Genomic DNA, 26568 nt, shown 5'->3' with positions numbered 1-26568 from the left:
GGCAGGATCCGCCGCCCGCTCGGGCCACGGAGATCCACATCGAGCCGCCGCAGCAGCGGGGCCGTGGTTTCCCGGGCGCTGGCGTGCCGGTTGCTGAGGCGGCTCCGCGAGAGGCCCTGAGGCCAGGCCCGGCGGCGATCGTCGCCTTGGTCGTCGCTTCGGGGCGCCGCTCGTCCTGTGTGGAGTCCAGCGACGGAGGTTTTATGAAACAATCATGTGTGATGGTCGGGACACTGCTGCTCGCAAGCCTGGGAACCGCGGGCTGCGTGGTGGAGAGCCTCGAGAACGAGGGAGGAGAAGACACCCTCGGCGAGGCAGAGCAGGCGCTGGCGTCCAGCCCGGCGCTCCGGGACTTCGGGCAAGTCCAGGCGCAGACGACGGCCTGGCGTACGGTCACCGTGGACAGCCAAGGGGTGACCCTGACGGGTTGCCAGTGCAGCGTCTCGAGCCAGCACTTCGGCGTCTCGAGCTGCCCGGCCTCCTTCAAAGGTCAGCGGAACGTCAGCGTGTCCTTCACCGCGCCAGGGTCGCCGGGGACGTACACCGCGACGTTCGGCATCACGTGCGGCGGGTCGTCCTCACCGTCGGCCACCAGCGATCTGAGCGCCGTCGTCCCCATCGGCGTCAACCACAACGGCACGCTCCTCCGGGCCGGCGGCGCGAAGCCAAGGGCAGGGCGCAAGGCGACGCGGCAGGCGCGGACCACGGGCACCGCGCGCTCGACGCGGCGCCCGCGGTGACCCACGGCGCGCGGCGCCGCGGGCCGGAGCCAGCCACGCGCCACGCTTCGATCCGCGGCGACCGCGCGGCGTGGTGCCTCCTCAGGCCACGATCGAGCCGGCATGACCCGCCTCCGCCAGGTTCTCCCGGCAGGCGGCGATCGTCGGGTGGCCCGGGCCGAGCGTCGCCATGTAGATGGAGAGCGCCCGCTCCAGCAGCCGGCGCGCCGACGCCCGCTTGCCCTGCCGGAGGCGCAGCACACCGAGGTTGTTGAGCGCCATCGCCAGGTCGGGGTGGGTCGGGCCGAGGAGCCCCTCCATCGTCCCGATCGCCTTGCGGAACAGGCGCGCTGCGGCGTCGAGCTCGCCCTCGGCGTAGAGCAGGGCGGCGAGGTTGCTCGTGGTGAAGGCGACCTCGTGGTGCGCGGGGCCGTACGCGCGCTCGAAGATGGCGAGCGCGCGCCGGTAGAGCGCCGCCGCCTCGCCGCGCTTGCCCTGCGCGTCGAGGATGGCCGCGAGCGCGGCCGCGTCCTCGGCGACGAGCGGGTGCTCGGGCCCGAGCGCCGCCTCCCGCAGCGCCACCGAGCGGCGCGCGAACGGCTCTCCGCGGGCCGCCCGGCCGCGAGCGTGCTCGAGCCCGCCGAGGTTGTGGAGCAGGGGCGCGAGATCGGGGTGATCCTGTCCGTGGACCCGCTCGAGGACGCGGATCGCCCGGCGGTAGAGCCGCGCCCCCTCGGCGAAGCGCGCGCGGTACTTGCAGCTCATCGCCAGCTCGTTGAGGCAGGCGGCGACCTCGACGTCGCGGGCGCCGAAGGCGGCCTCGGCCAGCCGGAGCGCGCGGCGGGCGCGCGCCGCCGCGTCTGCGTAGCGGCCCTGGAGCCGCGCGGTCGCGGCCAGGGCGAGCCATGCGTGGACGCGGAGCCGCTTGACCTCGCCGCCCCGCCGCGCCCGCGCGAGCACGAGGACGGCGCGGCGCGCGTGCGCCTCGGCGGCGGGAGGGTCGCCGGACGCCGCCGCGATCCGCCAGAGCACGAGCAGCGCGCCTGCTGCCTCCGGGTCGGCGGGCCCGAGCTCCCGCTCGACGAGCGCGAGCGCCTCGCCCGCATCCGAGCGGGCCTCGCCGAGCATGCCCATGGAGAGATGACGGAGGGCGCGCTCGCGGAGGGCGCGGGCGCCCGCAGCGGCCTGGTCCTGGCCCCGCGCCGGCCGCGCCGCTCGGGGGGCGGACGCGGGGGAGGCGCTCACGAGCCCTCGTCGGACCCCTGGGCGTCGTGAAGGTAGAACCCGGGGCTCTCCGGCACGCCGCCAGCGACGAACGCCGGGACGACGGGCGCCCGCGCGTTCACGACGTGGAGCAACGTGGTGCTGTCGGCGCCGCCGGTCAGAAGGACGATCGTGGGGGCTGGCATGGGGCAGGGAGGATCGGCGATCCGGCGCGCGCGCGCCAGGGGGCGGCGAGCGCGTGAGCGACGAGCGGATTGCAACGCTCCGCCGGGCGGCGCCCCCGGCGCCCCGGCGTCACTCCGCGAGCGCAGCGTCACCCAGCGTGTTGACGTATCCGGACTCGATGATCCTCTTGAGGAGCATCAGGAAAACGCCCGCGTCGCGCCAGCACTCCGCCGGCAAGCTCGCCACGCCGCCGCGCACGACGTCGACGAATCGCTCGACGACGCGGCCATCCCCGGCGCTGTCGTCGGCGGCGAGGTCGCGCAGCGTCGCCTCGATGACGTCCTCGTCATCGACGCCGACGAACCGCATCGTTGCCTCGACGAGCCTTCTGTTCGGATGGTTGAAGAGGTTGAGATCGAACCGGCCCCGGGAGCCCGAGCGTCGATCGACGTCCTGATCTCCCACGTCGTCGAACATGCGCGAAGCCGCGTCGGCGAATCGCTCGCACACACGCCTGACCGCCGGGGCGGCCAGCACCTGTCCGATCGTGGGGAGCTCGGGGCTCGCGCTCCGGTAGAGGCTATAGACGACGGCGACCGTCCCGGCCGACTGAATGCTCCCGATCGCATGCGCGACGAAATCGTCGGCGTGATCGTCCCAGAACGCGCCCTCTTCGCGCTCGAGATATCGCTGGCTGAGCTGCCGCATGGCGGAGCCATGGCTCAGAAAGCCGGCGACAGGCGACTCGATGAGCGCGCCTGCGTCCTCCGGAGAGCTCAGGCGACGCAGCAGGCGCGCCACCTCCTCCAGGGGTCGAGCGCGCGCAGCGACGAGGACAGGATCGGGGCGCGGCGCCCTGGCCGCCTCGAGCTCGCTCAGGAGTACGGCGGACGCCAGCTGCTTCGTGTCGTTCGCTGCAGCAATGTGCAGGCGCGGCGCGTGAACCTCGATGAACCGGTGCGTTGCGACGACCATCGCCAGGTCCCCGTCATCCATCAGGCCATCGAGCAGGTAAAGGAGTCCAAATACGATGGAGACCGCGGCGAGGTGCTCGACATCCTCGATTTCGATCGCGATCGCGGCGCAGAACGCGGTCGCCTTGGGGCCGATCTGGCGCACGATGCGCTCGACGTGCTCCGGATCCAGGTCGGGTAAGGCATCCTGGACGATCGGGCGGAACCTCTCGATAAAACACGAATAAACGGCCCGCATCCTCTCGGAGAGCGCGCGAGGGCCGACGGCGGTCGGGTAGGAATCGCCGAAGACATGGCTCTGCCACGTCTTGTCGATCAGATAGTCTAGCTTTCCCATGGCGGTTGCGACACGAGGAGCGCGCCGAGGACCCACGCGCGGTCCACCCGGGCCGGGCAATACAGCTCCTTCCCGATCCAGCGGAGATCTTCCTGGCCGGCGCCGATGTCATGGTTCGACATCAGCCAGTCGCACCCCCGTCGCCAGGCGCTCCGCGCCATGGATTCAAGCTCGCGGTTCCTTCGAGCGGCGCGGAGCGCGAGCACGGCGTACGCCGTCTCTGCCGCGGTGGGCGCGCCGCCGGCTCCCCAGCCGCCATCGTCGCGCTGGGCGCGCAGCAGCGCCTCCATGCCGCGCTTCACCGCGGGCACGTGCCCCTCGTGCGAGAGGGCCAAGATGACCTGGCTGGTCGTGTAGAGCCAGGAGCTGTGCCATTTGTCGCCAACCCACCGCCCGTCCGGCTGCTGGCGCTCGAGGAGGTACCGCGCTGGCGTCGACGCCTTCTCCCCACAGGACGCGAGGGCGTGGATCGCGTGTGCATTGGTGGTGAGCGAGGGCTGCAGCTCGTTCGCGTACGTGATGAACATCCCGCCTCGCTCGAAGCGCCGCAGCGTCTCGACGGCGCGAGGCGCCGCGAGCTCTCCCAGGGTGGCGATGACCGTCGATGTGATGTCGCCATCGTGAGTGAACGCGTCGCTCATGCCGATTCCCTCGGGGCGAAGCGCGGCGCCGAGGTCGAGCAGCTGCGGCCGCGCCACGTCGCCCAGCCGGGGATGGTCGAGCAGATCGAGGACCCGCAGCGCGTACAGGACCCAGGCCTGTTCGAACCGGTGGATGGGCCACACCGTGGGGACGACGCCGGGAATTCCGACCTCGGTAGCGCCGCTCGCTCGAAGCAGGTACTCGCGCGCGGCCGCCCGTGCTCCATCGAGGCCGACCTTGTCCCGAGATGCGTGAAGCCAGGCCGCTGTAGCCGCGGGGCTGTGCCCGACGCCGCCGCTCACGTCGATGAGGTCAGGCGAGGGGCCGCCCCCCCAGCCCTCCCACGAATGCGACGCCGCGCTGCCGGCCGCCGGCCGGGCCTTGCCGATCAAGGCCCGGCGCCGCTCGCCGAGCGCAATGAGCGCCCTGTACGGGTCCCAATCGACGCCGAGGCCGAGCGAGGAGGCCCGGTCGAGGAGCCTGGGCATGAGCAGCTCCAGCCCGACAGGGATGTCGTCCGGCAAGGACGTGCCCCAATGAGCTGCCTGGTCGCGCAGGAACTCCAGGCCCCCCTCGCAGGCGCTGCGTACCTGCGGCATGAGCTCGCGGTAGGCATGGAGGGCCACGATCGACGCCAGCGTCGGGAGATCGCGCGCGCGCGGCACCGACGAGAGCCCCCAGCCCGCGTCCGGCCGCTGCTGATCGAGAAGCCATCGGATGATGCTCGCCCTGGCTTCGGGAAAGATATCGAACATCAGCACGGTGGCGGTGTCGTACACCGAGGGACTGACGGAACCTCCGCCTCGCCCGAGCTCCGCCACCAGCTCGCGAAGGCCGGCCAGAGCGCGATCGGAAGGACTCGAATGCGGCGAGGTGTTCATGCGCTGATCCACCCGGTAAGGGCCGGCTGCCGCCGGCGACCGTGTTGATGGTGAACAGAGTCGTCCCGTCGGAGATCGTGGTCGACGGCTCGATGCGCTGGGGCGCTCGAGCTCTGCCCGTTCAGCACGGGCGAAAGGCGACCCGTGTCGCGGCCGCCGGATGCCCGGTCGGGAAGTACACGTGCTTCGGCGAAGCGCCCTCCAAGTGTGGAACGAGCCCGGCGCGGCGCAACGCCCGGACGAGGATGAACTGAAGCTGGAGCGCCTCGATGCAAGCGACGTTGTATCCAAGACAGAAGTGCGGCCCCCCGCCGAACGCGGCCAGCTCCAGCGGGCCCGGTGGGCTCGAGCGATCTCTCCAGCGGCTCAGATCGAAGCGGTCGGGGTCCGGGAACAGCGATGGATCATACCCGAATTGCGCGGGGCTGAGGGCCAGCGGCGTATTTCGAGGGATGCGTCTGCCGTTCAGCGTGATCGTCTCGGTGACCGTCCGGAAGATGAACCAGACCGGCGTGTACATCCGCAGGACCTCCCGGAAGATGGCGTTGGCGACAGGGAACCGGTCCGCCTCTCTCGCGGCCATGGGCACGGACGCGTCCGGCGCGGCCGTGTGCTCGTCGCAGAGCGCGCTCCACACCTCGCTCCGGCGCGACAGGACGATGACGATCCAGGCCAGGATGGAGGCGCTGGTCTCGTGCCCGGCGAGCAATATCGCGCGAAGGTTGTCGACGATGTCTTGGTCCGACAGGGCCTCGCCCTCGTCGTCGCGAGCCTTCGAGAGCATTTCGACGAGAGAGCCCGCGGCGCCGCCCCCGCGAGCGAGCGCGAGGAGCCGCCGCAGGCGGTCGTCTATCCAGGCGCGCGCACGATCCGAGCGGTACGCGGGCATGCCTGGCAGACGACCCGGGATCGGGTAAACACCCAAGAACAGCTCGCGATAGGCCCGGCTCCAGGCGCGCACATCCTCTGTCGGGACCCCGCAGATTCGAAAAATGATCTCGAGGGTAAGATCCCGTATGGCGGGATGGACCGCGAAGCTCTCTTGCTGGAGCCAGCCATCGATCTTCGCAGCGAACGTGGAGGCGATGGTGGCGGATGCCTCCTTGGCGAACCCCTGCGGTGAGAACGAGGGGTTGATGGCCGAGCGCATGCGCCGGTGCAGCGGCCCGTCCTGCCCAGCCATCGAGCGGCCCACGATCCCCTTGAGGTGCTCCGGATGGTCCATGACCACCTCGGGCGCGCGCAGGAGATCGAGCGCGTCGGCTCCCACATAGAAGAGCCGACGGTGCGCGAACCCGAGGTTGACCCAGAAGAGCGGCCCCAGCGCGCTCCTGCTGCGGCGCAGAAGGCCGACTGCGTCCCGGTAAAGGACGGGCAGGTGACCGAGCACCGGCAGCTCTCCGGCCGCGGTGGGGATGCTGTCTTGGTCGGTTCGACCCGGGGAGAGCATGACGAGCCTCGTTTTCGCTTCTCGCTCCGACCGCACCTGCGGAGCCTGTCTCATCGTCGGCACGAGCTCGAGCGCGGTGCTGGGGGGGCTTGCCGGATCGACGATGCCGAACGCCAGCGCCGCGCGAGCAGCGCAAGCAGAAGGGCAGGCGCCGCGGGTCAGCGGCCCGAAGAGCCGTTCGTCGCCGGCGTCGTCGCGGGCTGGCGCATCTGGTTGATGCAGAACATGATTCCAGCCCGCAGGTTCGACCGCGTGACCATGCTGTTCAGATCGAGGCCCAGCTCGACGATCGTCTGCGCGACCGACGGCCTGATGCCGCAGATGATCCCGCCCGCGCCGAGGAGCCGGATGGCGTTCACGAGCTTGATCAGGTGATTCGCGACCTGCGTGTCCACCATCTCGACGCCCGTGAGATCCAGGATGGCATACCGCGCGCTGGTGCGGACGATCTCGTCGAGCAGGTTCTGCATGACGTCGGCCGTCCTCGCGCTGTCGACGACGCCGACCATGGGCAGCGCGACCACCCCGTCCCAGACCTGGATGATGGGCGTCGAGAGCTTGCCGATGACCTCCTGCTGCTTCTGGATCTGCAACAGCCGTAGTCGGAGCTCCTCTTCCGCTCTCTTCGCCTCCGAGACGTCGAGCGAGAGCCCGATCACGGACTCGACGTTTCCGAGCGGGCTCTGGATCGGCACCATCCAGTTCTCCCAGAACGAATTGTTGGCCGGGACGTGGCTCATCGAATGGGAGGGAGACCCGCGGAGCGCCCTCCTCACGTTCTCCGTGCCTTCGGGAGCGCTGGCAAAGACGTCGAAGAGGTTCGTCCCGACGAGCTGCCCCCGCTTGAGGCCGAGCCCCGCCAGGCCCCTCCCGTCGTGGCGGGTGATGACCCCCGCCGCGTCGCATGACCAGACGATGACAGGGAGGTTGTCGGAGAGGGCGCGGAGCATGTTCGCGTCCTCTCCCTTCCCGGGCTCGGCGGCGGGGAGATCGACGGCGCCGGACGTCGGGTGCAGCGAGCCGTAGACCGCCTGGCCGTGCGGCGCTCTGCGCAGCACGCAGGAGAAGGACGCATACACGTTCCCGGCGGTCATCACCCGCCCGCGGAGCTCGACGGCCCCGGGCGTCTCCAGAAGCACAGACCACTTCGCCCGGGCCGCCTCGCGATCGTCGTCGTGGAAGAGCTGGAAGAACGCCGTCCCCGGCGTGGCCGCGTGCCCGACCGTGTGGCCGAATGACTCGCTCCAGTGCGACAGCGTGCCGTCGATGTCCGCTACGAACAGCGCCTCGGGGGAGTAGAGATAGGCCGCCTCCCACGGGTCGCGTGAACTCATATAATGCTGTGTCATGACGAATGTTGCCCTCCCCCAAGCCCGATTCAGGCCTCCTACCCGTGCGCACCTCGTTCGTAGGGGCCGTGGATCGCGCGTGTCATTGACCAAGAATCGGCATCGGCAGACTCACCCCCTCTCAGGACCCGCGAGAGCGATGACGAGCGCCCGGAGATGTGCAAAAACGCTTCGATACCAGCGAGGGTTCCAGCTTGCATTGCGAGATTACAAGCCGCACATCTCCGGCTGAGGCCGGGTAGATCCGGAACTCGTGCTAAGGCCATTCCCGATATGTGATCGGGGCCGGCGTCCAGGATGCTGTTCAATCCGTTCGGCCCGGAAGCGCCGCGATGCAGGGGGTCAGACGAGATGGGAAGACCCGAGCTCCTCACGTCCGCCGCCGCGCCGTGAGGGCGCCGGCGACATCGGAGGAGCTCCGCGTATTCCCCACCGGTTCGCGATCATCGCTCCCTCGGCGATGCCGCCCGGTGACCGTCGCGTGACGGTGCCTCATCGCGGTGCCCCATGGCGGTGCCTCATCGCGGTGCCTCATCGCGGTGATCAAGCGGACACCGCCCGGAGATCCACGCGGTCACCTATGCTGTCGTCCCACCAGGGGAAAGGACTTGACTTCCACGAACCGCTTGGATCTCCTGTCCGGTAGAGCGGCTGCGCCGCTGTGACCTTGACATGGAAACCGAGACCGCCGCGAGCCCCTCGCCCGAGCACATCGACCTCTCCGCGCCTTCGGTGATAGCCGATCCTTACCCCGCGTACCACGCGCTCCGAGGGCGATCTCCGGTGCTCTATGCGCGCGTGCCCGCGGGCGGCGCCGCGGGCCTCGGCGAGCCAATCCGTGCCTACGCGCTCCTGCGCCACGCGGAGGTGCTCTCCGCGCTGCGGGATCCCCAGACGTTCTCGTCGAACGTCACGGACAGGATCCGTGTCCTGCCGCGGATCACGCTGCTGCACGACGATCCGCCCCGGCACACCCACCTCCGCAGGCTCGTCAGCCGATCGTTCACGCCGCGGCGCATCGCAGAGCTCGAGCCGTGGATTGGCCGCCTCGCCGCCTCGCTGCTCGAAGCGACGGGCGACGGGCCGTCAGACCTCATGGACGCCTACGCGATGCCCCTGCCGATGATGGTGATCGCCACCCTGCTCGGCATCCCGGCGGAGCGCTATGCGCAATTTCGGAGCTGGTCCGAGTCCGTGATGTCTTACAGCGGTATACCGGCGGAGGAGCGCGCGAGCCGCGGTAAGGCGATGGTCGACTTCTTCGCGGCGGAGCTCGAGGCGGGACGGCGCGCGCCGTCAGGCGATCTCATCTCGGCGCTCGTGGAGGCCGAGATCGACGGCGCGCGCCTCGACACGCCCGAGGCGGTCGGCTTCTGCGTCGGCCTGCTCGTCGCCGGCAACGACACCACGACGAACCTCATCGGCAACATGGCGCACCTCCTGTCCGAGCGGCCCGAGCTCTACCGGCGCGCGCAGCAGGACCGGAGTCTCGTGGAGCCCATCATCGAGGAGACGCTGCGCCATTCGAGCCCGGTGCAGCGCCTCTTGCGCGTCGCCACGCGGCCGGTGGACGTGAGCGGCGTGATGATACCGGCCGGGCACCTGGTCGACGTCGTGTTCGGCGCGGCGAACCGGGATCCGGCCGTCTTCGAGGAGCCGGACGCGTTCCGGCTCGACCGGCCTCCGGTGGAGCACCTGGCGTTCGGGCAGGGGACCCATTTCTGCATCGGCGCGGCCCTGGCGCGGATGGAGGCGCGGATCGCCCTGAACGCGCTCCTCGACTGCTATGAGTCCATCACGCCCGGCGAGGCGCCTCCGCTGCGGCAGACGCGGGCGATGATGCCGCTCGGGTTCGAGTCGCTCCCCCTCGTGCTGCGCCGGAGGCGCTGAGCGACGGTCACCCGCTTCGGATACGGGCCCATCTCGACGTTTTCGGTGCTCAGCGCACTGGAGTGCGCTTCCGCGCCGAAAACGCCGATCTGGGCCCGTCTCCTGTGCGGGTGACCGCCGCTCTGCTCGGCATGGCGCAGAGGCGGGGGCGGGCGGAGACCGCTGTAGAGCGTGAGCCCTTTCTCGATCTCCGCCGGCGTGATTTGCCATCGCCAGGTTGGGCCGCGCGCGGTCGAGGGCCACGTAGAAGAAGAGCGATTGCTTGCTCTGCAGTGGCCTTATCAGGTGAACTTGCTTGGAGAGCGAGATCAGGATGTCTTTGATCTCGTGACGAGGCGCGCCGGCTCGTCACGGGCGCGGGAGGAATGTCACCTTGCCGGTCTCCAGGGCGTACTCGGCGCCCACGATCAGCATGCCTTCCTCGGCGCACAGGCGCTCTAGCAGCCGGCTGCCGTGCCGGAGGTGATCGCACGAGTTGCGCACGTTGGCGCGCACCGCCTCGCGCAGGAGAACGTCTCTGTCGGCGTGGCGGCCCGCGGCGCTCACCACCGTCTCGACGGGCGCTCGGCAGCGCTCGACGATATCGCGGATGTTGTCGGTGAGGGGGCCGCGGCGGTCCTCGTGGAGCAGCTCGCTCAGCGTGGCGTCGATGGCGCCGCAACGCGAGTGGCCCATCACCACGGCAAGGCGGGTCCCGAAGGCGGCGGCGGCGAACTCCACGCTGCCGACGAGCGAGGGCGCCACCACGTTGCCCGCGACCCGGATGACGAACAGGTCCCCGAGCCCCTGGTCGAAGATGAGCTCCGACGGCGCCCGCGAGTCCGAGCAGCTGAGGACGATGGCGAAGGGCTGCTGCCCCTCCACGAGGGCGGCCCGGGCCCGCGGTCCCATCAGGACGTGCTCGCCGCGGATGTTGTCGACAAAGCGCCGGTTGCCCTCGATCAGGCGCTCCAGCGCTTGGTCGGCGGGCACGACGGGAAAGGCGGGCGGTGCGTTGCTGAGTCCCATGCTGATCGGCCACCGTGGGGGACCGGGCCGCGGGCGTCAATGGGTGAATATTCCGCCTCAGATGTTACCGGACTCACGGGGCTCACGGGGCCTCACGGTTCACCTCGCCGCGCCGCCGCCGCGCCGCCGCCGCACAGCGAATGCCGCGAGGACCGCGGCGGCCCCGAGCGCGCTCAGCGGTCCGCGCGGCGCGCCCCCCGGGATCGCGCACCCGCACCCTTCAGCCTCCGGCTCCTTCGCCAGATCGACCACCACGCTGACCTGGTCGGTCGCCTCCAGGATCCCGTCGCTGACCGTCACCTCGAACGCCAGGGTCGTCGCCTCGGTCACCTCAGGCGCCACGAAGATCGCCCGCGCGCCCTCGCCGCTCAGCTCGACCGCGGGCCCCGCCGTCTGCACCCAGGCGAACGTCAGCTCGTCCTCCTCGGGGTCCGAGCTCCCCGAGGCGTCGAGCGTCACGAGCTCGCCGATCGCGACCACCTGGTCCGCCCCTGCGTCGGCCTCGGGCCCGCCCTGGCAGGAGGCCGTGTCCTCGACCACCGTCGCGAACGGCTTGTTCTTCAGGCCCGCGAACCCGATGTCGTCGAGCTCCCAGCCGGTGTCGCCCGCGGCCGCGTCCGTGCCGACGCGGAACCGCACCTGCACCGTCTTCCCGGCGAACGCGGTCCCCAGGTCGATCGCGACGTGGTCGACGTCGGGCCACGAGGGGCTCTGGCCGACGAACGCCCTCCGCCTGCCCAGCGGATTGCCGGACTCGACGGTGACCTTCCCGTTGTAGCCGGGCTGCGCGCGCCTCCCGATGTCCTGCCATGTCGCGCCGCCGTCGGCGCTGAGCTCGACCACCGCGCCGTCCCAGAACGTCTCGTCGCTCGTCTCGAACTGGTGCCGGTGCGCGAACGTCAGCACGAAGCGCTCGGTCTCGCTGACCTCCAGGGCCGGCGACACCAGCGCCGTGTCGGACACGCTCCCGAGGTTGACGCCGCGCCACACGCGGTTCGGCGCGGTCCCCTCGGCGCGCGACCAGACGGCCTCGCTGGAGAGCCCCTCGACGCTCCAGGTCGTGCTCTGCGCCTCGACGTCGTCGACCGCCGAGGACCCCGGCACCTCGTCGTAGTTCACGCGGCGCACCAGGGCCTCCACCCGCGCCGGCGTGCACGCCGCGGCGCTCTTCAGCGTCAAGCTGAGCTCGAGGTCCTCGGCGGGCGCCACGGTCCGGTCGAGCTTCACCGCCACGGTCGCGGTCCCGGTCGCGAACGGCGCGATGTCGCCGAACGACGCGCGCGCGCCGTCCGGGAACGTCACCCCGGCGGAAGGCACATCGATGGACGCCACCGCCCCGGTCAGGGGCGCCGCGCCGCGATTGACGATCTCGATCGCGATCGTGCCCGACTCCTCCGCGTCGAGCAGCCCATCGCGGTCGCAGGAGCCGGCGCTGTCGTCGAGCTCCGCCCGGACCAGCGAGATCTCGGGCTGGACGCTGAAGCTCTCAACGACGCCGGAGAAATCGTGCGAGTCGGCGCGCGGGGACACGGCGCACGTGCCGGCGCCGCGCCGGGCGAACGCCCCTGCCAGCGCGAGGAAGTCGCCCTGATCGCTGGCGAGCGCGGCGGCGAGGAGCGCGTCGCGCTGCTCGGTGTACGTCGGGCTCACCGGCGCGAGCTGCATGCCGGCCACCACGTAATCGCTCATCCGCCGCCGGGTCTGCTCGAACGCGCGCGTCGGGGTCAGGCCGCTGCCATGCCGGATCAGCCCGACGTAGGCCTCGAACAGCATGCTCGCCCAGACCTCTCCCGCGTTGTGCTCCTCGGAGTTGTCGGAGGCCGAGGAGTTGAGCGGGTGGTCGGGGAGGCGGGCGCCCTCGGAGATGTGCTTGAACGTCAGCCCGTTCTTGGTGAAGTCGACGGAGTAGGGGGCGCGGCGGATGCCGAAGTAGCTGTCGCCGAGCGCCGCGCTCCCGTAGCTCGAGAGCGGGAAGGCGCCGTCGAGGTCGTCGCCGTCGCGCAGCGCCATGTGCAGGGCGATGAAGTCGCCCCACCCCTCGCTCTGCGCGCCGCACATCTTGGTGCCGCACGCGACCTGACGCAGGTGGATGTAATGGCCCCACTCGTGCGCCACGATGGTGTTGTCGATCGTGCCGTCGCGCTCGACGCTGGGCTCGCGGGTCATGGTGACCGTGATCGGCGCGTCCGAGGCGGCGAGCGCCGCCTTCAGCGCGCTGCCGTCCGCCTGCGAGATGCTCTGGGCGGGGGTCGTCACCTCGGGGGCCTCGCCGAACAGCCGCGGGGCGCCGTCGCTCTCGCGGTTGTTGGCGATGAGCACGCCGACGGCGCCCGCCGCCTGCGCGCTCTGCGCCTTCTCGGCGAAGGTGCACCCGCCCCGGTCGACGAGGGCGATCTTGCCGGCCACGTCGCTCGTGATCGGCCCGCACGCGTCGCCGCGCGGCTCGGCGCCGTCCAGGGCGAGGGCCAGCTCGCCGGTCACCTCGTAGCGCTGGGGCCCGAACAGGGCGGTGTTCGACGCGTAGCTGGCGTTCTGCGGTGTGACGCTCAGCGAGCGCTGGTCCGGCCCGGACCACAGGTACATCTGCATCCGGGGCGACGCGCCGTCGTACGTCGCGTCCATGTTCGCGTTGTCGCGGCTGCCGCCGATCGCGTCGTCCTGCGCCTCCGCGAGGAGCGGATCGCCGTCGAGGCCGCCCCGACCGAGGTTGTCGCGCTGGGCGTTGCCCGCGGCCTCGGTGAAGCCGGAGTCGTAGTACCAGTCATGGAGCCAGTTCGTGACGTAGAAGATCTGGGTGACGGCCGCCATGGTCTGCTCGGGCGTGGCGAGCGGCTCGGCGAGCGGGTCATAGATGTGGTCGAACGAGCCGGGCCCCGAGAGCTCCGCGCGCGTATCGCCGCTGGAGAACCCGTCGGGCGCGTTGTGGTCCGCGTAGGCGTCGACGTTGTTGCCGCGGGTCGAGGTCGCGTCGGCCGGCAGCCAAGGATCGGCCCCGCCGTCGAGGTTCGTGTTGAAGCCATCGATGGAGATGAGGCTCGGCGCGATGAACCGAGCGACCTGGCCGTCGGGCCGCCCGGTCGGGTGCGGCGAGAGATCCGCGAGGGGGCCGTCGAGCGGCCTGTGATCGCCCCCTTCCTCTGCCCAGACCCGGTAATCGAACGCGGCGTGGGAGAGGTTCTCCCGGTAGAGCATCTGCCCGTCGCCGGCCCCGAACACCCAGGCGTACGCCGCGGAGCTCGTGCCGCCGGCGTCGCCCGAGACGAGCTCGACGAAGTAGCCGGCGACGAGCCGATCGGGCAGCGGAAAGAGCACCTTCCTCACCCGCGCCGGCTGCGTGAAGCGCAGGCCCCCGGCGCGCTGGCGCGCATGAACGGTGTCCGCGATGTCGAAGAGCCGATACCCGCCCTTCGCCCCGCCGAGCTCGCGGAGGTCGGCCGTCTTGACGTCGATGCGGTGCGCGTCGCGCAGGGCGCGGACGACCGCCTGCGCCGGCGAGCCGGAGAACGCCCGGCCGCGGAGCGAGCCGGCCATCGGCGAGGCGGCGCCGGGCGGCAGCGGGACGGCCGACGCGTGGAGGTTGCCCGCGAGGGCGACGAGCTCGAGGTCGCGCTTCATGAGCACCTTGAGCCCGCTCCGGAAGACCGGGATCCCGTCGACGTCCTGGCCGAGCGTCACGACGATGCCGCCGCGCCCGGTGTCGTGGACGTGGCGCACCACGGCCGTATCGAGCGCGGCCTGCGGAATACCGTAGAGCCGCGCGTACCGCTGCGCGTACCATCGGGCCGCGGCCTCGGGCGTCCCGTGGGTCGCGGCCGGCGGGCGGTGGCCGGGGGACGTCGCCCACGCGAAGGTGGGCACCCCGCGCTGCGGATCGGTCGACGCGACGACGGCGCCCGGCGCGCGCTCGTCGACGTCGACGACGCTCCCCGCGCGGGCGGGCAGCGCGGGTGGGGCCTTGAAGTATGCGTCGTAGTTCGGGCGCTCCCGCGCGTGCGCGGCGGGGCCTGCGAGCAGAGCGAGCGATAGCGCGGTGTACCGAACTGAGACCTTCATGTTCCTCGATTCTCCGACTCCGAGGGGACGACGCATGACCGGCCGCGCGCGGGCAGGTCGCGCGCTGCCTCCCCGGGCGCCTCGCGCCCACCCGTCGAATCCGCGGCGCGACGCAACCTAGCCGCAGCGCGCGCGCAGGGAAAGCGCGACGGCTATCGCTCTGTCCGGCGTCGTAAGGCGCCTCTCATGCGATCTCGTCAGGACGCTCTGCAGAGCGCGAGTCACGCCGAGCCGAGGCGGGAATGGAATAGCGAAGCAATCCTTGTTGGCAGATTGCACGAATCCATGAATTGCCGTGTCATGCGTCCTCGCGAGGCGAGCCGAGCGTATGCCGCGGTCGCCGCGGGGTGGGGCAGGAGGGTGGTTGTCGCGCCCGCGATCTCCTCCGGGCCCTGGTCGGGCGTTTGGGTCGGCTCGCGCGGCGCGTCGTGCAGCGCCGGCCCGTCGTGGGGACTCGCGCGGTGCGTCGTGCAGCGCCGGCTCGTGGGCGCGGGCTCATGCAGGGTTGGCCCCGCGAGCCAGCTCACGCGCGGGGTGCTGGTATGACGAAGCGCTGACATGGCGCCCGACCCCCGGCGATTATCTTCGCAAAACCCAACGTGATCCACGCCTTGCACGTCGAGACCAAGCTCGTCTCCGAAGAGCTCTGCGTACTGTTGCGTCAGGTCGATCCTGCCGTGTTCGTCTTCCACGACGAGCCCGAGGTCCGCGCCCGGGTCGAGCGGGTGGCGTCGCGGCTCCGCGAGCTCGTCGTGGCCGCCGAGCGTGACGACGCCGGGGGCAGGCTCGAGCGGCTCCGCGAGCGGCTCCGCGTGTTGCTCGCGGCGGTCGAGCGGGCGACCCCGACCGGTACGCCCTCGCCCAAGGCGGCGTGGATCGCGTTTCAGCGGGAGGTGCAGCCTGCCTACGAGTCGCTGCTGCTGACGCTGCGCGGCGTGGTCGCCGCGCCGCCGAGCGTCAGGCCGACGAACCATGTGCGCAGCCTGTGGCACGTGGGCTCGGGGCTCTCGGTGCTCGGGCTGATCCAGCTCTTGCCGGGGCGCGGCTGGCTCGTGGCCGCGAGCGGCGCGTTCGTGGTGGCGGTGTGGTCGATGGAGATCGCCCGCCGGGTCAGCGAGCGGGTCAATGAGCGGCTGATGGGGGTCTTCCGGCTCGTGGCGCACCCGCACGAGCGCTACAGGGTGAACTCGTCGACCTGGTATGTGACAGCGCTCTTCCTGCTGGCGCTGTTCGGGACGCGGCTGAGCCAGTCGCTCGCGGTGGTGGTGCTGGCGGTGGCCGACCCGGCGGCGGCGCTCATCGGCCGCCGCTTCGGCCGCACGCGGCTGCGCGACGGCCGCTCGCTGGAGGGCACGCTCGCCTTCTTCGCGGCGGGCGCGCTGAGCGCCCTCGCCGTGATGTGGGCGCTCGGCCCGGCGTCGCTCTCCTCGCGGCTCCTCCTGGCCGCCGTCGCCGGCCTGGCCGGGGCGGCGACCGAGCTGTTTTCCACGCGGATGGACGACAACTTCACCATCCCGGTCGCCGTGGCGGCCGCGGTGACGTTCGCCGGCGCGGGCTGACGCGCTGACGCGCTGACGCTGGCCGACGTCAGCTGACGTCAGAGGCCATCTCGCCGCCGATCTCCAGCGCGAGGCGAGCGAGGTACTGTCTCATGAACTCCGCCCGCCGCGCGCCCTCGCGGCGCCCTGCGGCCGTCTTGAGGCTCTCGGCGGTCTTGAACAGCTTCACGTGGAAGTGGTCGATCGCGTTCACCCGGTCGTCCCAGGGCCTCCGCTCGGCGAACGGATCCCCGGGATCGTAGAACCGCACGCCGAGCAGGCCGCCCACGGCGAAGCAGCGGGCGATGCCGATCGCCCCCAGGCCGTCGAGGCGGTCGGCGTCCTGGACCACCCTCGCCTCGAGGGTCGTCGGCTCGATCCCCGCGCTGTAGCTGTGGCACTCGATGGCGTGGGCGATATCGGGGAGGAACGCCTCGGGGTACTCCACGCTCCGCAGGAAGCGCAGCGCCTCCTCCGCGGAGAGCCGGGACGCTTGGGAGCGCCTGGGGTCGTTCTTGGGGACGTTGACGAGATCGTGCAGCCACGCCGCGGGGACGACGATCTCGAGCCTCGCCCCTTCGTCCGCCGCGAGCGCCTTGGCCGTGGCGACCACCCGCGTGAAATGCGCCAGATCATGGGCCGGATCATTGCCGAGGTCGGTCTCCTCGAGCTTCTTTGTGAAGAGCGCTTCCCAGTCCTTCATGGCCGCCTCATAGACGCGGAAGCCGACCCGCGCAACGGCTCGGTCTTCTTCGCTCGGTCACCGGCACACCTCGAATTGCCCGAGGGGGTGCGCCACGCCGTTGACCATCACGTCGATGCTGTGGCGACCGGGATAGTGACGGCGGGTCGTCATCTCCTCGAAGGAGACCTTGCCGGCTATCTCGGCGCGACCCGACGGCGGCAAGACGAGCTTCCGCAGCTTGAAGACCTTTGGCCGCGTCGAGCCGTTCGCCTTCACGAAGTGCACGGCGCAGTCGACGATTAGCTCCTGGTCGCGCGGGGCCGTCGACGTGAGCTCGAACGAGAACCGGAGCTCTCCGCCGAGCTTCACCGATCGCGGGGACAGCGACGCCTTGGCGATCGCGACGCTCGGCGCCGCGCCGAAGCCGAGCGCGTCGAGCGCGCCGCGATCCCCCTTCTTGACGAGCGACCGCAGCGCGTGGCGCACGATCCATTGCCGCCCGGGCGGCGCGCCGTCGAGCCAACGCCGGCAGAGGCTCGCCGCGACGCTCGGGTGGTCCTTGCCGATGTCATTGATGTTGTTCGCGACGGAGCGCTGCACGTAGCGCTCCGGATCGTCCTTCAGGAGCTCGAGAAGAGCGATGACCGGGCCTGGATCCTGCTGGAAAGCGCGGAGCCGCGGGGCCCACGGCAGCCGCGGACGGGTCCCCTCGGAGACGAGCCGGCGGACATGGACGTTCGGGTCGGCGGCCCACGCGCGGAGCCGGCGGAGCGTCGCGTCGGGGTACCTCGTCAGGAACGCGCGGATGCTGAACTCGGCGGAGAACCGCTTCGTCAGCTCGTATTGCGCGGTCATCGCGTCCTCGAAGTGATCGAGGCCGCGCTTTGCCACATAGAACACGTGCGGCATGTACTGCAGCGGCTCGAGGCCGAACGCGTCGCTCCGACCCAGCTCGGGCCCGAGGGAGGCCACGATCACCCGAGCTGCCTCCGGAAAGGGCTGCGGCAGGTGGTTGTGCATGACGTCCGCGATGTGGGAGGCGCGGCCCGTCAGCTCCAGATCGGAGAGGCCCGCCAGGCAGTCACGGGCGAAGCCGCGCTCGTCGATGCCAGGATGCGCCGAGCGGAGGTCGCGAGCGATCGAGCGGACGCACCGCTCGTCGAAGAGGTCCTTCAACCTGTCAGCCATGGGCATCTGTCGGTGTGAGGACGCCGAGGCCGATTGGCCAGGTCTTCTCTGGGTTGGACATGGGCGTTGACTAGCGCGAGACCCTGACAGATTCTGTCACCATATGTCGCGCACCCTCCGCGTCATGGAGCTCTCCGACCTGCTTCGCGCGCGGGGAGCGACGACCGTCGGCGAGCTCGCTGCCACGCTCGGGGTCAGCGCCCGCACCGTGCGCAGGGACCTCGCGACGCTGAGGGAGCGCGGCGTCAACATCGAGGGCGAGGCCGGCCCCGGCGGGGGGATCCGGCTCGATGCAGGCCGGGGCGTCACCGCCGTGCACCTCTCGGTCGCCGAGATCGTCACGCTCTGGCTCTCCGCCCATCTTTCTCAGGCCGCGAGCGACCTCCCGTGGAGCAACGCCGCCAGCTCCGCGCTGGCCAAGCTGCTCAGCAGCCTTCCTCCTGAACGAGCGCGAGAGCTGCGCGCCCTCTGCCGCAGGGTCATCGTCGGCGATCCGGCGAGCGGGCCAGTGCGCGCCGGAGCCGGGACGCCGCCAGCTGAGCTGGTAAGGCTCTTCGAGGAGTCGTTCTCCTCCGGCGTCGGCCTCGGGTTCGACTACAGCGACCGCGAGGGGAGGACGTCGAGGCGGCGCGTGGAGCCGCACGGCCTCCTGATCCAGAGCCCCGTCTGGTACGTGCTCGCCCTGGACACGGGAAAGAACGAGCCGCGGATGTTCAGGATGGATCGCATCTCGACGCCTCGCGTCCTGCGGGAGATCGCGTTTCGTCCGAACGCCGACGTCATCTGGGCGCTCTTGCCGAACGAATGCGCGTGGGGACCGCTCCTCGGCGACCGACCGTGAATGTCGGCCAAGGCGGACGGACACCGTTCACGCTCCGATCTTGTGCCCACCACGGTTCGACCGAGCGGAGCCTGGGACGCACGGTGTCGTATGGTTGCGCGTATCGGCTCTGCCTGATAGCTTAGGTTTGATACAACACACGACATCTTGGCGAGTGACCAGAACGAAGAGCGACGTCCGGTACACGGGGTGACTGCTCGATTCCGGGTGATTGCACAGAGAGCTCCCGCCGAGGAGTGACCAGCGCTCGATGGCGCACGGCCGACCTGCCCCCTGAAGCCGTGCTCGCCTGCGTGCGTTGGCCGGCGTCGCGCGGGTAGATACGGCTTCGAGCTCGCCGAGGGTGTCGATGCATGCCTCTCGTCCCTGGGTGGCCATCCATCCATCCATCCATCCATTCGACGATCAAGGGGCCATTGTGTGTGGTGGCCATTCTTGAGGGGTCGATCAAAGGAGCGTGAATGAACCGTTCAGCCGCGAGATGGGCGTCCATCTCCTTCGCTGTCATGACTGCCTCTCTGCTCGGAGGCCCAGCGTCCGCGCACGTGCCGGAAGCGCCGGGAGATCCGCCGGACAGGGACGCGGTCCTCGACTGGAACGCCGTCGCTCTGGACGCGGTCGCAGGAGACACCTCCCGCGCGCGCGGGCGGGACCAGCGCGGGCCGACGCGCGTCTCACGGGCTCTCGCGATCGTTCATGCGGCGATCTTCGACGCCGTGAACTCGATCGTCCCGAGGTACGAGCCGTACTCCGTCCTCCTCGACACGCCGGATGCATCCATCGATGCGGCGGTGGCCACGGCAGCTCACCGCACGCTGACGGCGTTGTTCCCGAGGCAGAGGGCGCTGCTCGACGGGAGGCTCGACGAGTACCTGGCGGAGATCCCCGACGGCGACGCCAAGGAGGACGGTCGTGCGCTGGGCGGCGCTGTCGCCGACGAGATCCTCGCGGAGCGGGAGAACGACGGGTCGGACGCCCCGATGCGTTACACCCCAGACATCGCCCCCGGCCGGCATCGCGTCGATCCGCTCTATCCCGATCAGGGGTACTTGACCCCGAGATGGGGGAGGGTACGGCCGTTCGCCATCGAGAGCGGCGCCGAGTTCCGGTCGCCGCCGCCGCCCCCGCTGTGGAGCCTGGAGTATGCGTTGAGCTTCTATGAGCTCTTTCTGCTAGGAGGCGACGGCGAGATCACCCCGACCGCGCGCACCCGGGAACAGACCGTCATCGGGATCTTCTGGTCGTATGACTCCGCCCCGCGCCTCGGGGAGCCGCCCCGGCTCTACAACCAGATCGCGCGGGTCCTCGCGGTCGAGGAGTGCAACTCGGAGATCGAGAACGCCCGTTACTTTGCGTTGGTCAACATCGCGCTGGCCGACGCCGCCATCGCCACGTGGGAGACGAAATACCACTACGAATTCTGGCGGCCCATTGTCGCGATTCGTCGGGCCGACAGGGACAACAACTCGCTCACGATAGCTGACAGGAGGTGGACGCCCCTCGGATCCCCCGGCAGCAACCAGGGCCCGCCGCGCATGACCCCGGCGTTCCCGGCGTACACCTCCGGGCACGCGAGCTTCGGGGCTGCCATGTTCCAGGTGTTGACCCGGTATTACGGGACGGATCGCGTCCCCTTCTGCTTCATGTCCGACGAGTACAACGGGGTAACGACGGACGAGCGGGGCAACGTTCGACCCGAGATCACGCGCTGCTATTCCAGCTTCGAGGAGGCGTCCTGGGAGAACGCGGTCAGCCGCATCTACCTGGGTGTCCACTGGAGGTTCGATGGAGTGCGCGGGATCCGTCAGGGCAAGCACGTCGGAGACGCCGTCTTCGACAGGGTCCTCCAGCCGCTTCCTTGACGAGCTGGCCAGCGAGCCGCTCGATTTATCGAGCGGAGACTCGTGGCCTCATGGCGGGTCGCCCCGGCCCCGGCCAGCCTCTCAGTTCATGAGCCGGGAGCGAGCGGGCGCCCACCGCTCGGGCCGCGGCGCGGAGAGCGGACCGGCGTGGTGGTGGACCATCTTCCATTGCCCGTCTTCGAGGACGAACACGTTGGTTGCGCACAGGTGTGCGGGCTCGTCGCCGTTCGCCTCGTAGCACGTGACGAAGGCGAACTCCCCGAAGAGGTGCGCCGAGGCGCCCTGGCAGCGCATGCGCAGGGGCGAGGTCTGGCGCAGGAGCTGGCTCCAGCTCTCGAGCACGCTGGCGCGCCCCGAGAGCGCCTCCATGCCGGGATGGGCGCAGGCCACGGGCGCCCGCTCGGCCCACACCCGGCACATCGCCTGGTAGTCCCCGGCGCGGAACGCCTCGTAAAAGGCCTCGTTTGCGGCCAGGACAAGCCGTTCCGCCGCGACGCGCTCCTCGACGCTCATGCAGCGACCATGCTCCCCGGCCAGCGCGGGCGCAAGAGCCTCGACGGCGTCGTCTCGCCCGCTCGACCATGCGCCTGGGCGCAGCCTGACTAGGACGGGCCCTTGCTCCGCTGATGGAGGACGAGCTGCGTCCGGTTCATCCGCTTGACGCCGGCCGCGTCGAGCTCCTCGAGCGCCGCGACGCGGAGGATTTGCTCGCGAGACCACCCGCCTGCCCGGCTGTGCGCGCGGGCAGGCCGACCCGCGGTCGACGGAGCGTCAGGCCGTCGGGTGAATCTCCGAGCTCGCGGCGCGATGGGGAGGCGCCGCCGCGAGCTGGTTGATGTGCACGTGCTGGCTCGGGACGGGGAGCCCCATCTTGCCGAGCTCCTCGCGGATGATCTTGGTCGTGGCGAAGTAGACGTCCCAGTAGTGATCGGTGTGGCAGAAGGGCCGGACGGCCAGCACGGGCCCGGCGAGGGTGAAATCCAGGATCTCGACGCTGGGCGCAGGGGTCTTCGCGACGTTGGGGATGAGCGCGAGGTGCGTCTTGAGCCGGGCGATCGCCGCCTCGTGATCCGCGCCGTGGGCGAGCTGCGCGGTGCAGTCGACGCGGCGGACCGGGTTCGTGCTGAAGTTCTGGATCGTGTCGCTGAAGATCTTGTTGTTGCCCACGATGGTGCGGACGTTGTCGGGCGTGTCGAGGGTCGTCGCGAACAGGCCGATCGAGTGGACGGTGCCCGTCACGCCGCCGGCCGTCACGTAATCCCCGGTCTTGAAGGGGCGCAGGAGGATCATGAAGATGCCGGCCGCGAGGTTCGACAGGAGGCCGGACCATGCCATGCCGACGGCGATGCCGATCGCGGCGAGCAGGCTGGCGAAGGTGGTCGTCTCGACGCCGAAGACGCTGAGCACGGCGATGACGAGCAGGATGTTCAGCAGCACGGACGCCGCCGACTCCAGGTAATGAGCCAGCGTCGTGTCGAGCTTCTTCAGCGCGGAGCTGCGCTGCAGCATCGACAGGAGCCCCCGGACGATCATGCGGCCGATGACCCAGACGAGGATCGCGCCCACGATCTTCCCGCCGACGCTCACCCCGAGCGCTACCCCCATGTCCACGTACCGCTGAACCCTCTCGTCCATCTCAAGCCTCCTGGCGACGTGTGCGTCGCTCGCGGGGGGCCCCGTGCAAGGCGCATGCGCGCCGCGCCTTGCTGGATTCGCCCCCTGGCGGCCAGCTTTATCACACCGGCGGGTCGCTCCGCGAGGGGCGTGACCGAGATTTTCGAGCCTCAGCGCTGCGGCCTGCGGACATCAGGCGGCCGCGGAGCGGATACCTCGTTGTAGCGAAGGAGCAACCGGCGGCGGGGACGCACGCGGCGTGCGGCGTGCGGCGTGCGGCGTGCGACGTGCGACGTGCGACGTGCGACGTGCGACGTGCGACGTCGAACGAGCGGCCGACGTGAAGGGGCACAGGAGCAAGCCCATCGCCTGGCGAGTGGCCGCCGAGGTGATGGTCGAGGAGGGGAGAGCGGACGCGGGCCAGCTGCATAGGTGGAGAATGGCGTGGCTTGCGTACGGGGCTGTGAACCGGCTCAGTGAAGACTATGTCCAAAGGCTCTCGGGTTGATCGGGAACTTCAGGCCGATGACCAACCCGTACTCCGTGCCGTAGGAGGGCACCGTCGCGCCATTTCCCTCGTTGAACGGAAGGGCGAGCCGAAAGCCCGCGTAGGCGATGGGGAGCCCGATGAAGGGGACGATCTGCGCCCCATACGTCCGGGCGTTCGACGTGCCCGAGCCCTCGGTGTACATCGAGAGCTCGGCGCCGATCGGGCCGAACCCACCCTGGAAACCGAGCGCCAACCTCTCGTGGACCGGTCGGTCGGCGACGAGCTGCGCCTGCGCAACGGCGCCTATCCAGACGAACGAGCCTTGTCCATACCACGCGAAGCTGCCCTCGACGCCGGCGCCCACGGCGTCATCGGCGTTCTCGCGGCCAGTATAGCTGAAGAGGCCGCCCACGCTCACGACCGGATCGCCAGGGCGCCCCACGTTGGGCCAGCCTTCCGCGGGATACACCACGGGGGGAGGGCTCCCCGCGGGGGGCGAGCCTTCCGCCTGCGCCGATGCAGCGCCAACGAGGAGGCAAGAGGCGACAAGAACCGCTGTGGCTGCAGAGTGCTTCATGCATGTGTGATCTAGCCCGTCCAACTCGGCGAGTCACGATGAAGGCGTATGCGGACGGGAGACGCGCTGTGCTAGGCTCGCCGTCGATGGTGCAGCTCTCGCGCGCGGAACAGATCGCGGCGCTCGCGCGCATGATCGCCGCGCTCGACGCCCGGCCGGCGCCGCGCTTCGACGCCTTCGCGGCCCTGTTTTACGGGAAGAGCCTGCGGGCGGGCGAGGCGTTCGTGCGGGCGGGCGAGGCGAGCGACTCGGTGGCGCTCGTCAGCTCCGGCATCGCGAGGATGTTTTACACGCGGAGCGATGGGAAGGAGTTCAACAAGGGGTTCATCTCCGCGCCGGACTTCATGTCGGTGCTGGAGGCGCTGATCACCGGAGAACCCGCCCGGCTGACGATCCAGGCGCTGACCCCGATGCAGCTCTTCGTCGCGCCCTACTCGCGGCTGAGCGAGTTCTGTGAGCACGACATCTACTGGGAGCGGGTGAGCCGGCGGATCGTCGAGCGGGTGTACCTGAAGAAGGTGCGCCGCGAGGCGTCGCTGCTGATGGAACCGGCGGCCGAGCGCTATCGCGCGTTCCTCGCAGAGCACGGGGCCGTGGCGCGCCCCGGGGCGCCGCGGAGCGCCGCAGCGCGCGGCCCGAAGGACGGCGCGGATAGCGGGCCTCGCGGTCCTGCTTGCCGGCTCGGCGCTTGTCGCGTGCGGCGCGGCGGCGCCCAGGCTCCACCCCGTGTTCCTCGAGCGCCCGGTGGCAGAAAAACCCAGAGGGAAGATCCTCTTCGTCCTCAGCGCCGCGCGAGAGCAGACGCTCGCGGACAGCTCGAAGCGCGCGACCGGCACCTTCCTCGGCGAGCTCTACGAGCCGTACCTGGCGCTCACCGGCGCGGGGCACGAGGTCGTGTTCGCGACCGACGGAGGCGCCGCCCCGGCGATCGACCCGGAGAGCCACGATGCGCGGTACTGGGGAGACGGAGCGCGGCGCGCGCAAGCGCAGCGCTTCGTCGAGCGCGCCCCGGAGGTCCGCGCGCCGCTCAGCCTGAAGGCGGCGCGCGCCGCGGCCGACTCGTTCGACGGCATCGTCGTTCCCGGTGGTCAGGGCGTGATGGTCGACCTGCTCGACAACGCGGATCTGCACGCGCTGCTCGCTCACTTTGGCGCGAAACACCAGCCCGTGGGGCTCATCTGCCATGCGCCGGCGGTGCTCACCCGCATGCGGCAGCCGAACCCGCTCAGCGGTCGGACGGTGACGTCGGTCTCGTCATTCGAGGAGGTTTATATCGAGACCTTCGTGATGGGGGCCGACGCCCAGGTCCGGGGCATCGGCGAGCAGCTCGAGGACCACGGCTACGAGCACGAGGCCGCATTCCCGGGGAGCGCCTATGCGCAGCGGGATTGCAACCTCGTGACCAGCCAGAATCCCTTCTCCACCGATCGGTTCAGCGCGCTTTACCTGGAGGCCCTGGCCGACTATCGACGCGGCGCCCGCTGCGCCGAGGATGCCCGCGATGGCCGTCGATAGACCTGCTCGGCGTAGCTCCGGCCATGGCGTCTCCCTGGCCTGTTCGGCCCCCGAGTGATGCGGCGGCTCGCGGCCGAGACCGGCACGCCACGCTCACGAGCAGCAGCAGAGAAGCTAACCGACCAGGTTATCCGAGGGGCTTCGTTTCTCGCCCCTCAACGAACGCGCTCAGGATGGCGCCCGGGGACCTCCATCTCGCTGGTGCTGCTCAACGGTCCGTGATAAGCTCGCTGCGGTCGTTGGGTCGCCAAGCTGGTTCAGACGGCAAGCGAGGCGCGCCGCTCGGGCACACGCCGATATTCAGGAGGAGCAACGTGACCTGCGCTGAACGCCTCGCAGCGGTCCTCTCCGTGTCTCTGCTCGCTGCCTGCGCTCCCACGGCTCCTGATGATGTCGTGGGCGGCGGTGTGCCGAAGCTCGAGCCCTCGGAGCGTGGCGACCTGTTGCGCCATGAGAAGGCAGCCACCCTCACCGGGGAGCAGATCGCGGCCAACGTGCCGGAGTACGAGCTCGCCGAGCTCGTGCGATACGATGTGGACGTCTATCGTGTCTATTACTCGTCGGTCTACAAGGGCACCCCGGAGGTGCTCTCCGGCCTCGTGATGGTGCCCAGAGCGGCGGGGCCCCTCTCGCACTACCAGTACCACCACGGCACGATGCTGCCGTTTCCGTCGTCGGACGGCGAGGGCAGCCTCGACGCTCCGTCGCTCTACGATGGCTCAGGACCGAAGGACGACGCCAATCAGCTGGAGACCCGCTTCCTCGTCGCGGTTCCGGCGTCTCATGGTTACTTCGTCTCGGCTCCCGACTATGCAGGCTACAATATCACGAGCGATCTGGAGCACACCTATGCGTATCATCCGGAGCTGGCTGCCGTCTCGGTGGACATGATCCTGGCGGCTCAGACGCTCGCCGAACAGCTCGACGTGACGCTGAATGACCGGCTGTTCCTCGCCGGCTGGTCCGAGGGCGGCGGCGCTACGCTCGCGACCCACAAGCTCATCACGGAGGAGCACAGCGACCGCCTGGCGGTGACGGCCAGCGCTCCCTTCGCGGGCCCGTACCACATGAGCCGGTTCTACCGCGAGATCATGACCGCCGAGGGCGAGCTCGACTCTCTCGCCATCTACAACTGGGCCGTTTATAGCGCCAACACGCTCTCCGGGCTGAACATCCCCGCGGAGGAGATCTGGCGCTATCCGGTCGCAGGCGCGCTCGACGCGCTCTCCGTCCCGTCGCAGCGGCCCACGGAGGTGTATCAACGGGGGTTCCTCGACGGGTTCGCCGAGGGGGTGGAGGGCGATTTCCTCGCAATGGTCGCGGAGCGCCAGGATCTTCATGAAGGCTGGACGCCCCGCGGCAAGGTGTTCCTGCACTCCGGAGAGCAGGACGATATCGTGCCGTACTACAACAGCGTGGATACCTACACCGCGCTGCTGGCGGCCGACGCCGACGTCGTGCTGCGCACGTACGCAGGGGACCATTACTCGCCTGCGGAGAGCTACTTTCGCACGATGATGAGCGACTTCGAGGAGCTCCTCGGCCCGCCGCCTTGATCGGGCGCGC

Annotated in this window: 20 protein-coding genes and 1 pseudogene; 8 read left to right on the top strand and 13 right to left on the bottom strand. The window is 70.2% G+C overall.

Translation table 11 applies throughout. From position 1 onward, the window contains the following. Positions 1-203 precede the first annotated feature (203 nt). Complete coding sequence (locus WMF19_RS26560) at positions 204-740, top strand: hypothetical protein (protein WP_437892921.1); 537 nt, start codon at positions 204-206, stop codon at positions 738-740. An 81-nt stretch (positions 741-821) separates the two neighbouring features. Here WMF19_RS26560 and WMF19_RS26555 read toward each other — a convergent pair whose 3' ends face one another. The 6 genes from WMF19_RS26555 to WMF19_RS26530 form a co-directional block, all read right to left on the bottom strand. Beyond that, entirely contained in the window at positions 822-1964 is a 1143-nt protein-coding gene (locus WMF19_RS26555) for a tetratricopeptide repeat protein (RefSeq protein ID WP_437892920.1), read from the bottom strand. Continuing rightward, complete coding sequence (locus WMF19_RS26550; RefSeq protein WP_437892919.1) at positions 1961-2128, bottom strand: hypothetical protein; 168 nt, start codon at positions 2126-2128, stop codon at positions 1961-1963. The genes WMF19_RS26555 and WMF19_RS26550 overlap by 4 nt, the downstream gene beginning before the upstream one ends. A 109-nt stretch (positions 2129-2237) precedes the next feature. Continuing rightward, complete coding sequence (locus WMF19_RS26545; RefSeq protein ID WP_437892918.1) at positions 2238-3419, bottom strand: hypothetical protein; 1182 nt, start codon at positions 3417-3419, stop codon at positions 2238-2240. Further along, positions 3407-4840 (bottom strand): hypothetical protein, encoded by a 1434-nt coding sequence (locus tag WMF19_RS26540; protein ID WP_437892917.1) that lies wholly within the window; start codon positions 4838-4840, stop codon positions 3407-3409. Before WMF19_RS26540 ends, WMF19_RS26545 begins: the two co-directional genes overlap by 13 nt. Before the next feature lie 223 nt (positions 4841-5063). Continuing rightward, positions 5064-6392: a cytochrome P450 gene (locus WMF19_RS26535; RefSeq protein ID WP_437892916.1), complete on the bottom strand. Its 1329-nt coding sequence runs from the start codon at positions 6390-6392 to the stop codon at positions 5064-5066. Positions 6393-6550: 158 nt separating this feature from the next. Then, entirely contained in the window at positions 6551-7726 is a 1176-nt protein-coding gene (locus tag WMF19_RS26530) for an STAS domain-containing protein (RefSeq protein ID WP_437892915.1), read from the bottom strand. 687 nt (positions 7727-8413) lie between these two features. Here WMF19_RS26530 and WMF19_RS26525 point away from each other — a divergent pair. After that, positions 8414-9631 carry a cytochrome P450 gene (locus WMF19_RS26525; RefSeq protein WP_437892914.1) on the top strand — a complete coding sequence of 406 codons (1218 nt, stop codon included), beginning with the start codon at positions 8414-8416 and terminating at the stop codon, positions 9629-9631. A gap of 348 nt (positions 9632-9979) precedes the next feature. Here WMF19_RS26525 and WMF19_RS26520 read toward each other — a convergent pair whose 3' ends face one another. Continuing rightward, positions 9980-10639 carry a carbonic anhydrase gene (locus WMF19_RS26520; protein ID WP_437892913.1) on the bottom strand — a complete coding sequence of 220 codons (660 nt, stop codon included), beginning with the start codon at positions 10637-10639 and terminating at the stop codon, positions 9980-9982. A gap of 99 nt (positions 10640-10738) precedes the next feature. After that, positions 10739-14692 (bottom strand): M36 family metallopeptidase, encoded by a 3954-nt coding sequence (locus WMF19_RS26515; protein ID WP_437892912.1) that lies wholly within the window; start codon positions 14690-14692, stop codon positions 10739-10741. A gap of 599 nt (positions 14693-15291) precedes the next feature. Here WMF19_RS26515 and WMF19_RS26510 point away from each other — a divergent pair. Further along, a complete protein-coding gene (locus WMF19_RS26510; protein ID WP_437892911.1) occupies positions 15292-16251 on the top strand; it encodes a diacylglycerol/polyprenol kinase family protein in 960 nt (319 codons plus the stop codon). Positions 16252-16279: 28 nt separating this feature from the next. Here WMF19_RS26510 and WMF19_RS26505 read toward each other — a convergent pair whose 3' ends face one another. Further along, positions 16280-16933: an HD domain-containing protein gene (locus WMF19_RS26505; protein WP_437892910.1), complete on the bottom strand. Its 654-nt coding sequence runs from the start codon at positions 16931-16933 to the stop codon at positions 16280-16282. 57 nt (positions 16934-16990) lie between these two features. Further along, positions 16991-18103 (bottom strand): DNA alkylation repair protein, encoded by a 1113-nt coding sequence (locus WMF19_RS26500; RefSeq protein ID WP_437892909.1) that lies wholly within the window; start codon positions 18101-18103, stop codon positions 16991-16993. 103 nt (positions 18104-18206) lie between these two features. Here WMF19_RS26500 and WMF19_RS26495 point away from each other — a divergent pair, with 103 nt between their 5' ends. Both WMF19_RS26495 and WMF19_RS26490 read left to right on the top strand, forming a co-directional pair. Next, positions 18207-18944: a helix-turn-helix transcriptional regulator gene (locus WMF19_RS26495; protein ID WP_437892908.1), complete on the top strand. Its 738-nt coding sequence runs from the start codon at positions 18207-18209 to the stop codon at positions 18942-18944. 461 nt (positions 18945-19405) lie between these two features. Beyond that, positions 19406-20806 carry a phosphatase PAP2 family protein gene (locus tag WMF19_RS26490; RefSeq protein WP_437892907.1) on the top strand — a complete coding sequence of 467 codons (1401 nt, stop codon included), beginning with the start codon at positions 19406-19408 and terminating at the stop codon, positions 20804-20806. A gap of 81 nt (positions 20807-20887) precedes the next feature. On the opposite strand, the gene WMF19_RS26485 is transcribed toward WMF19_RS26490, so the two are convergent. From WMF19_RS26485 to WMF19_RS26475, 3 genes are all read right to left on the bottom strand, one after another. Further along, entirely contained in the window at positions 20888-21319 is a 432-nt protein-coding gene (locus WMF19_RS26485) for a nuclear transport factor 2 family protein (RefSeq protein WP_437322672.1), read from the bottom strand. 258 nt (positions 21320-21577) lie between these two features. Beyond that, positions 21578-22441 (bottom strand): mechanosensitive ion channel family protein, encoded by an 864-nt coding sequence (locus WMF19_RS26480; RefSeq protein ID WP_272093535.1) that lies wholly within the window; start codon positions 22439-22441, stop codon positions 21578-21580. A 452-nt stretch (positions 22442-22893) separates the two neighbouring features. Then, the gene (locus tag WMF19_RS26475; protein ID WP_437892906.1) at positions 22894-23382 is read right to left on the bottom strand and encodes a hypothetical protein; all 489 of its coding nucleotides are present in this window, start codon (positions 23380-23382) and stop codon (positions 22894-22896) included. Between the two features lie 44 nt (positions 23383-23426). Here WMF19_RS26475 and WMF19_RS26470 point away from each other — a divergent pair. The 3 genes and pseudogenes from WMF19_RS26470 to WMF19_RS26460 all read left to right on the top strand — a co-directional run. Next, positions 23427-23936 (top strand): annotated as a pseudogene (locus WMF19_RS26470) (Crp/Fnr family transcriptional regulator); the annotation flags it as partial. Positions 23937-24213: 277 nt separating this feature from the next. Beyond that, the gene (locus WMF19_RS26465; RefSeq protein ID WP_437892905.1) at positions 24214-25002 is read left to right on the top strand and encodes a type 1 glutamine amidotransferase domain-containing protein; all 789 of its coding nucleotides are present in this window, start codon (positions 24214-24216) and stop codon (positions 25000-25002) included. Between the two features lie 314 nt (positions 25003-25316). Further along, a complete protein-coding gene (locus WMF19_RS26460; RefSeq protein ID WP_437901782.1) occupies positions 25317-26558 on the top strand; it encodes an alpha/beta hydrolase family protein in 1242 nt (413 codons plus the stop codon). Positions 26559-26568: the final 10 nt, after the last annotated feature.

The organism is Sorangium sp. So ce124, from assembly GCF_051525235.1.
Classification (GTDB): Bacteria; Myxococcota_A; Polyangia; order Polyangiales; family Polyangiaceae; genus Sorangium; species Sorangium atrum.
This window is presented reverse-complemented; position numbering and strand designations above follow the sequence as displayed.

Excerpts from the sequence above, each read along its gene's own strand:
- WMF19_RS26560 (WP_437892921.1), top strand. The coding sequence starts at position 204 with ATGAAACAATCATGTGTGATGGTCGGGACACTGCTGCTCGCAAGCCTG.
- WMF19_RS26550 (WP_437892919.1), bottom strand. The coding sequence starts at position 2,128 with ATGCCAGCCCCCACGATCGTCCTTCTGACCGGCGGCGCCGACAGCACC.
- WMF19_RS26545 (WP_437892918.1), bottom strand. The coding sequence starts at position 3,419 with ATGGGAAAGCTAGACTATCTGATCGACAAGACGTGGCAGAGCCATGTC.
- WMF19_RS26535 (WP_437892916.1), bottom strand. The coding sequence starts at position 6,392 with ATGCTCTCCCCGGGTCGAACCGACCAAGACAGCATCCCCACCGCGGCC.
- WMF19_RS26530 (WP_437892915.1), bottom strand. The coding sequence starts at position 7,726 with ATGAGTTCACGCGACCCGTGGGAGGCGGCCTATCTCTACTCCCCCGAG.
- WMF19_RS26525 (WP_437892914.1), top strand. The coding sequence starts at position 8,414 with ATGGAAACCGAGACCGCCGCGAGCCCCTCGCCCGAGCACATCGACCTC.
- WMF19_RS26520 (WP_437892913.1), bottom strand. The coding sequence starts at position 10,639 with ATGGGACTCAGCAACGCACCGCCCGCCTTTCCCGTCGTGCCCGCCGAC.
- WMF19_RS26515 (WP_437892912.1), bottom strand. The coding sequence starts at position 14,692 with ATGAAGGTCTCAGTTCGGTACACCGCGCTATCGCTCGCTCTGCTCGCA.
- WMF19_RS26505 (WP_437892910.1), bottom strand. The coding sequence starts at position 16,933 with ATGAAGGACTGGGAAGCGCTCTTCACAAAGAAGCTCGAGGAGACCGAC.
- WMF19_RS26500 (WP_437892909.1), bottom strand. The coding sequence starts at position 18,103 with ATGGCTGACAGGTTGAAGGACCTCTTCGACGAGCGGTGCGTCCGCTCG.
- WMF19_RS26495 (WP_437892908.1), top strand. The coding sequence starts at position 18,207 with ATGTCGCGCACCCTCCGCGTCATGGAGCTCTCCGACCTGCTTCGCGCG.
- WMF19_RS26490 (WP_437892907.1), top strand. The coding sequence starts at position 19,406 with ATGAACCGTTCAGCCGCGAGATGGGCGTCCATCTCCTTCGCTGTCATG.
- WMF19_RS26485 (WP_437322672.1), bottom strand. The coding sequence starts at position 21,319 with ATGAGCGTCGAGGAGCGCGTCGCGGCGGAACGGCTTGTCCTGGCCGCA.
- WMF19_RS26480 (WP_272093535.1), bottom strand. The coding sequence starts at position 22,441 with ATGGACGAGAGGGTTCAGCGGTACGTGGACATGGGGGTAGCGCTCGGG.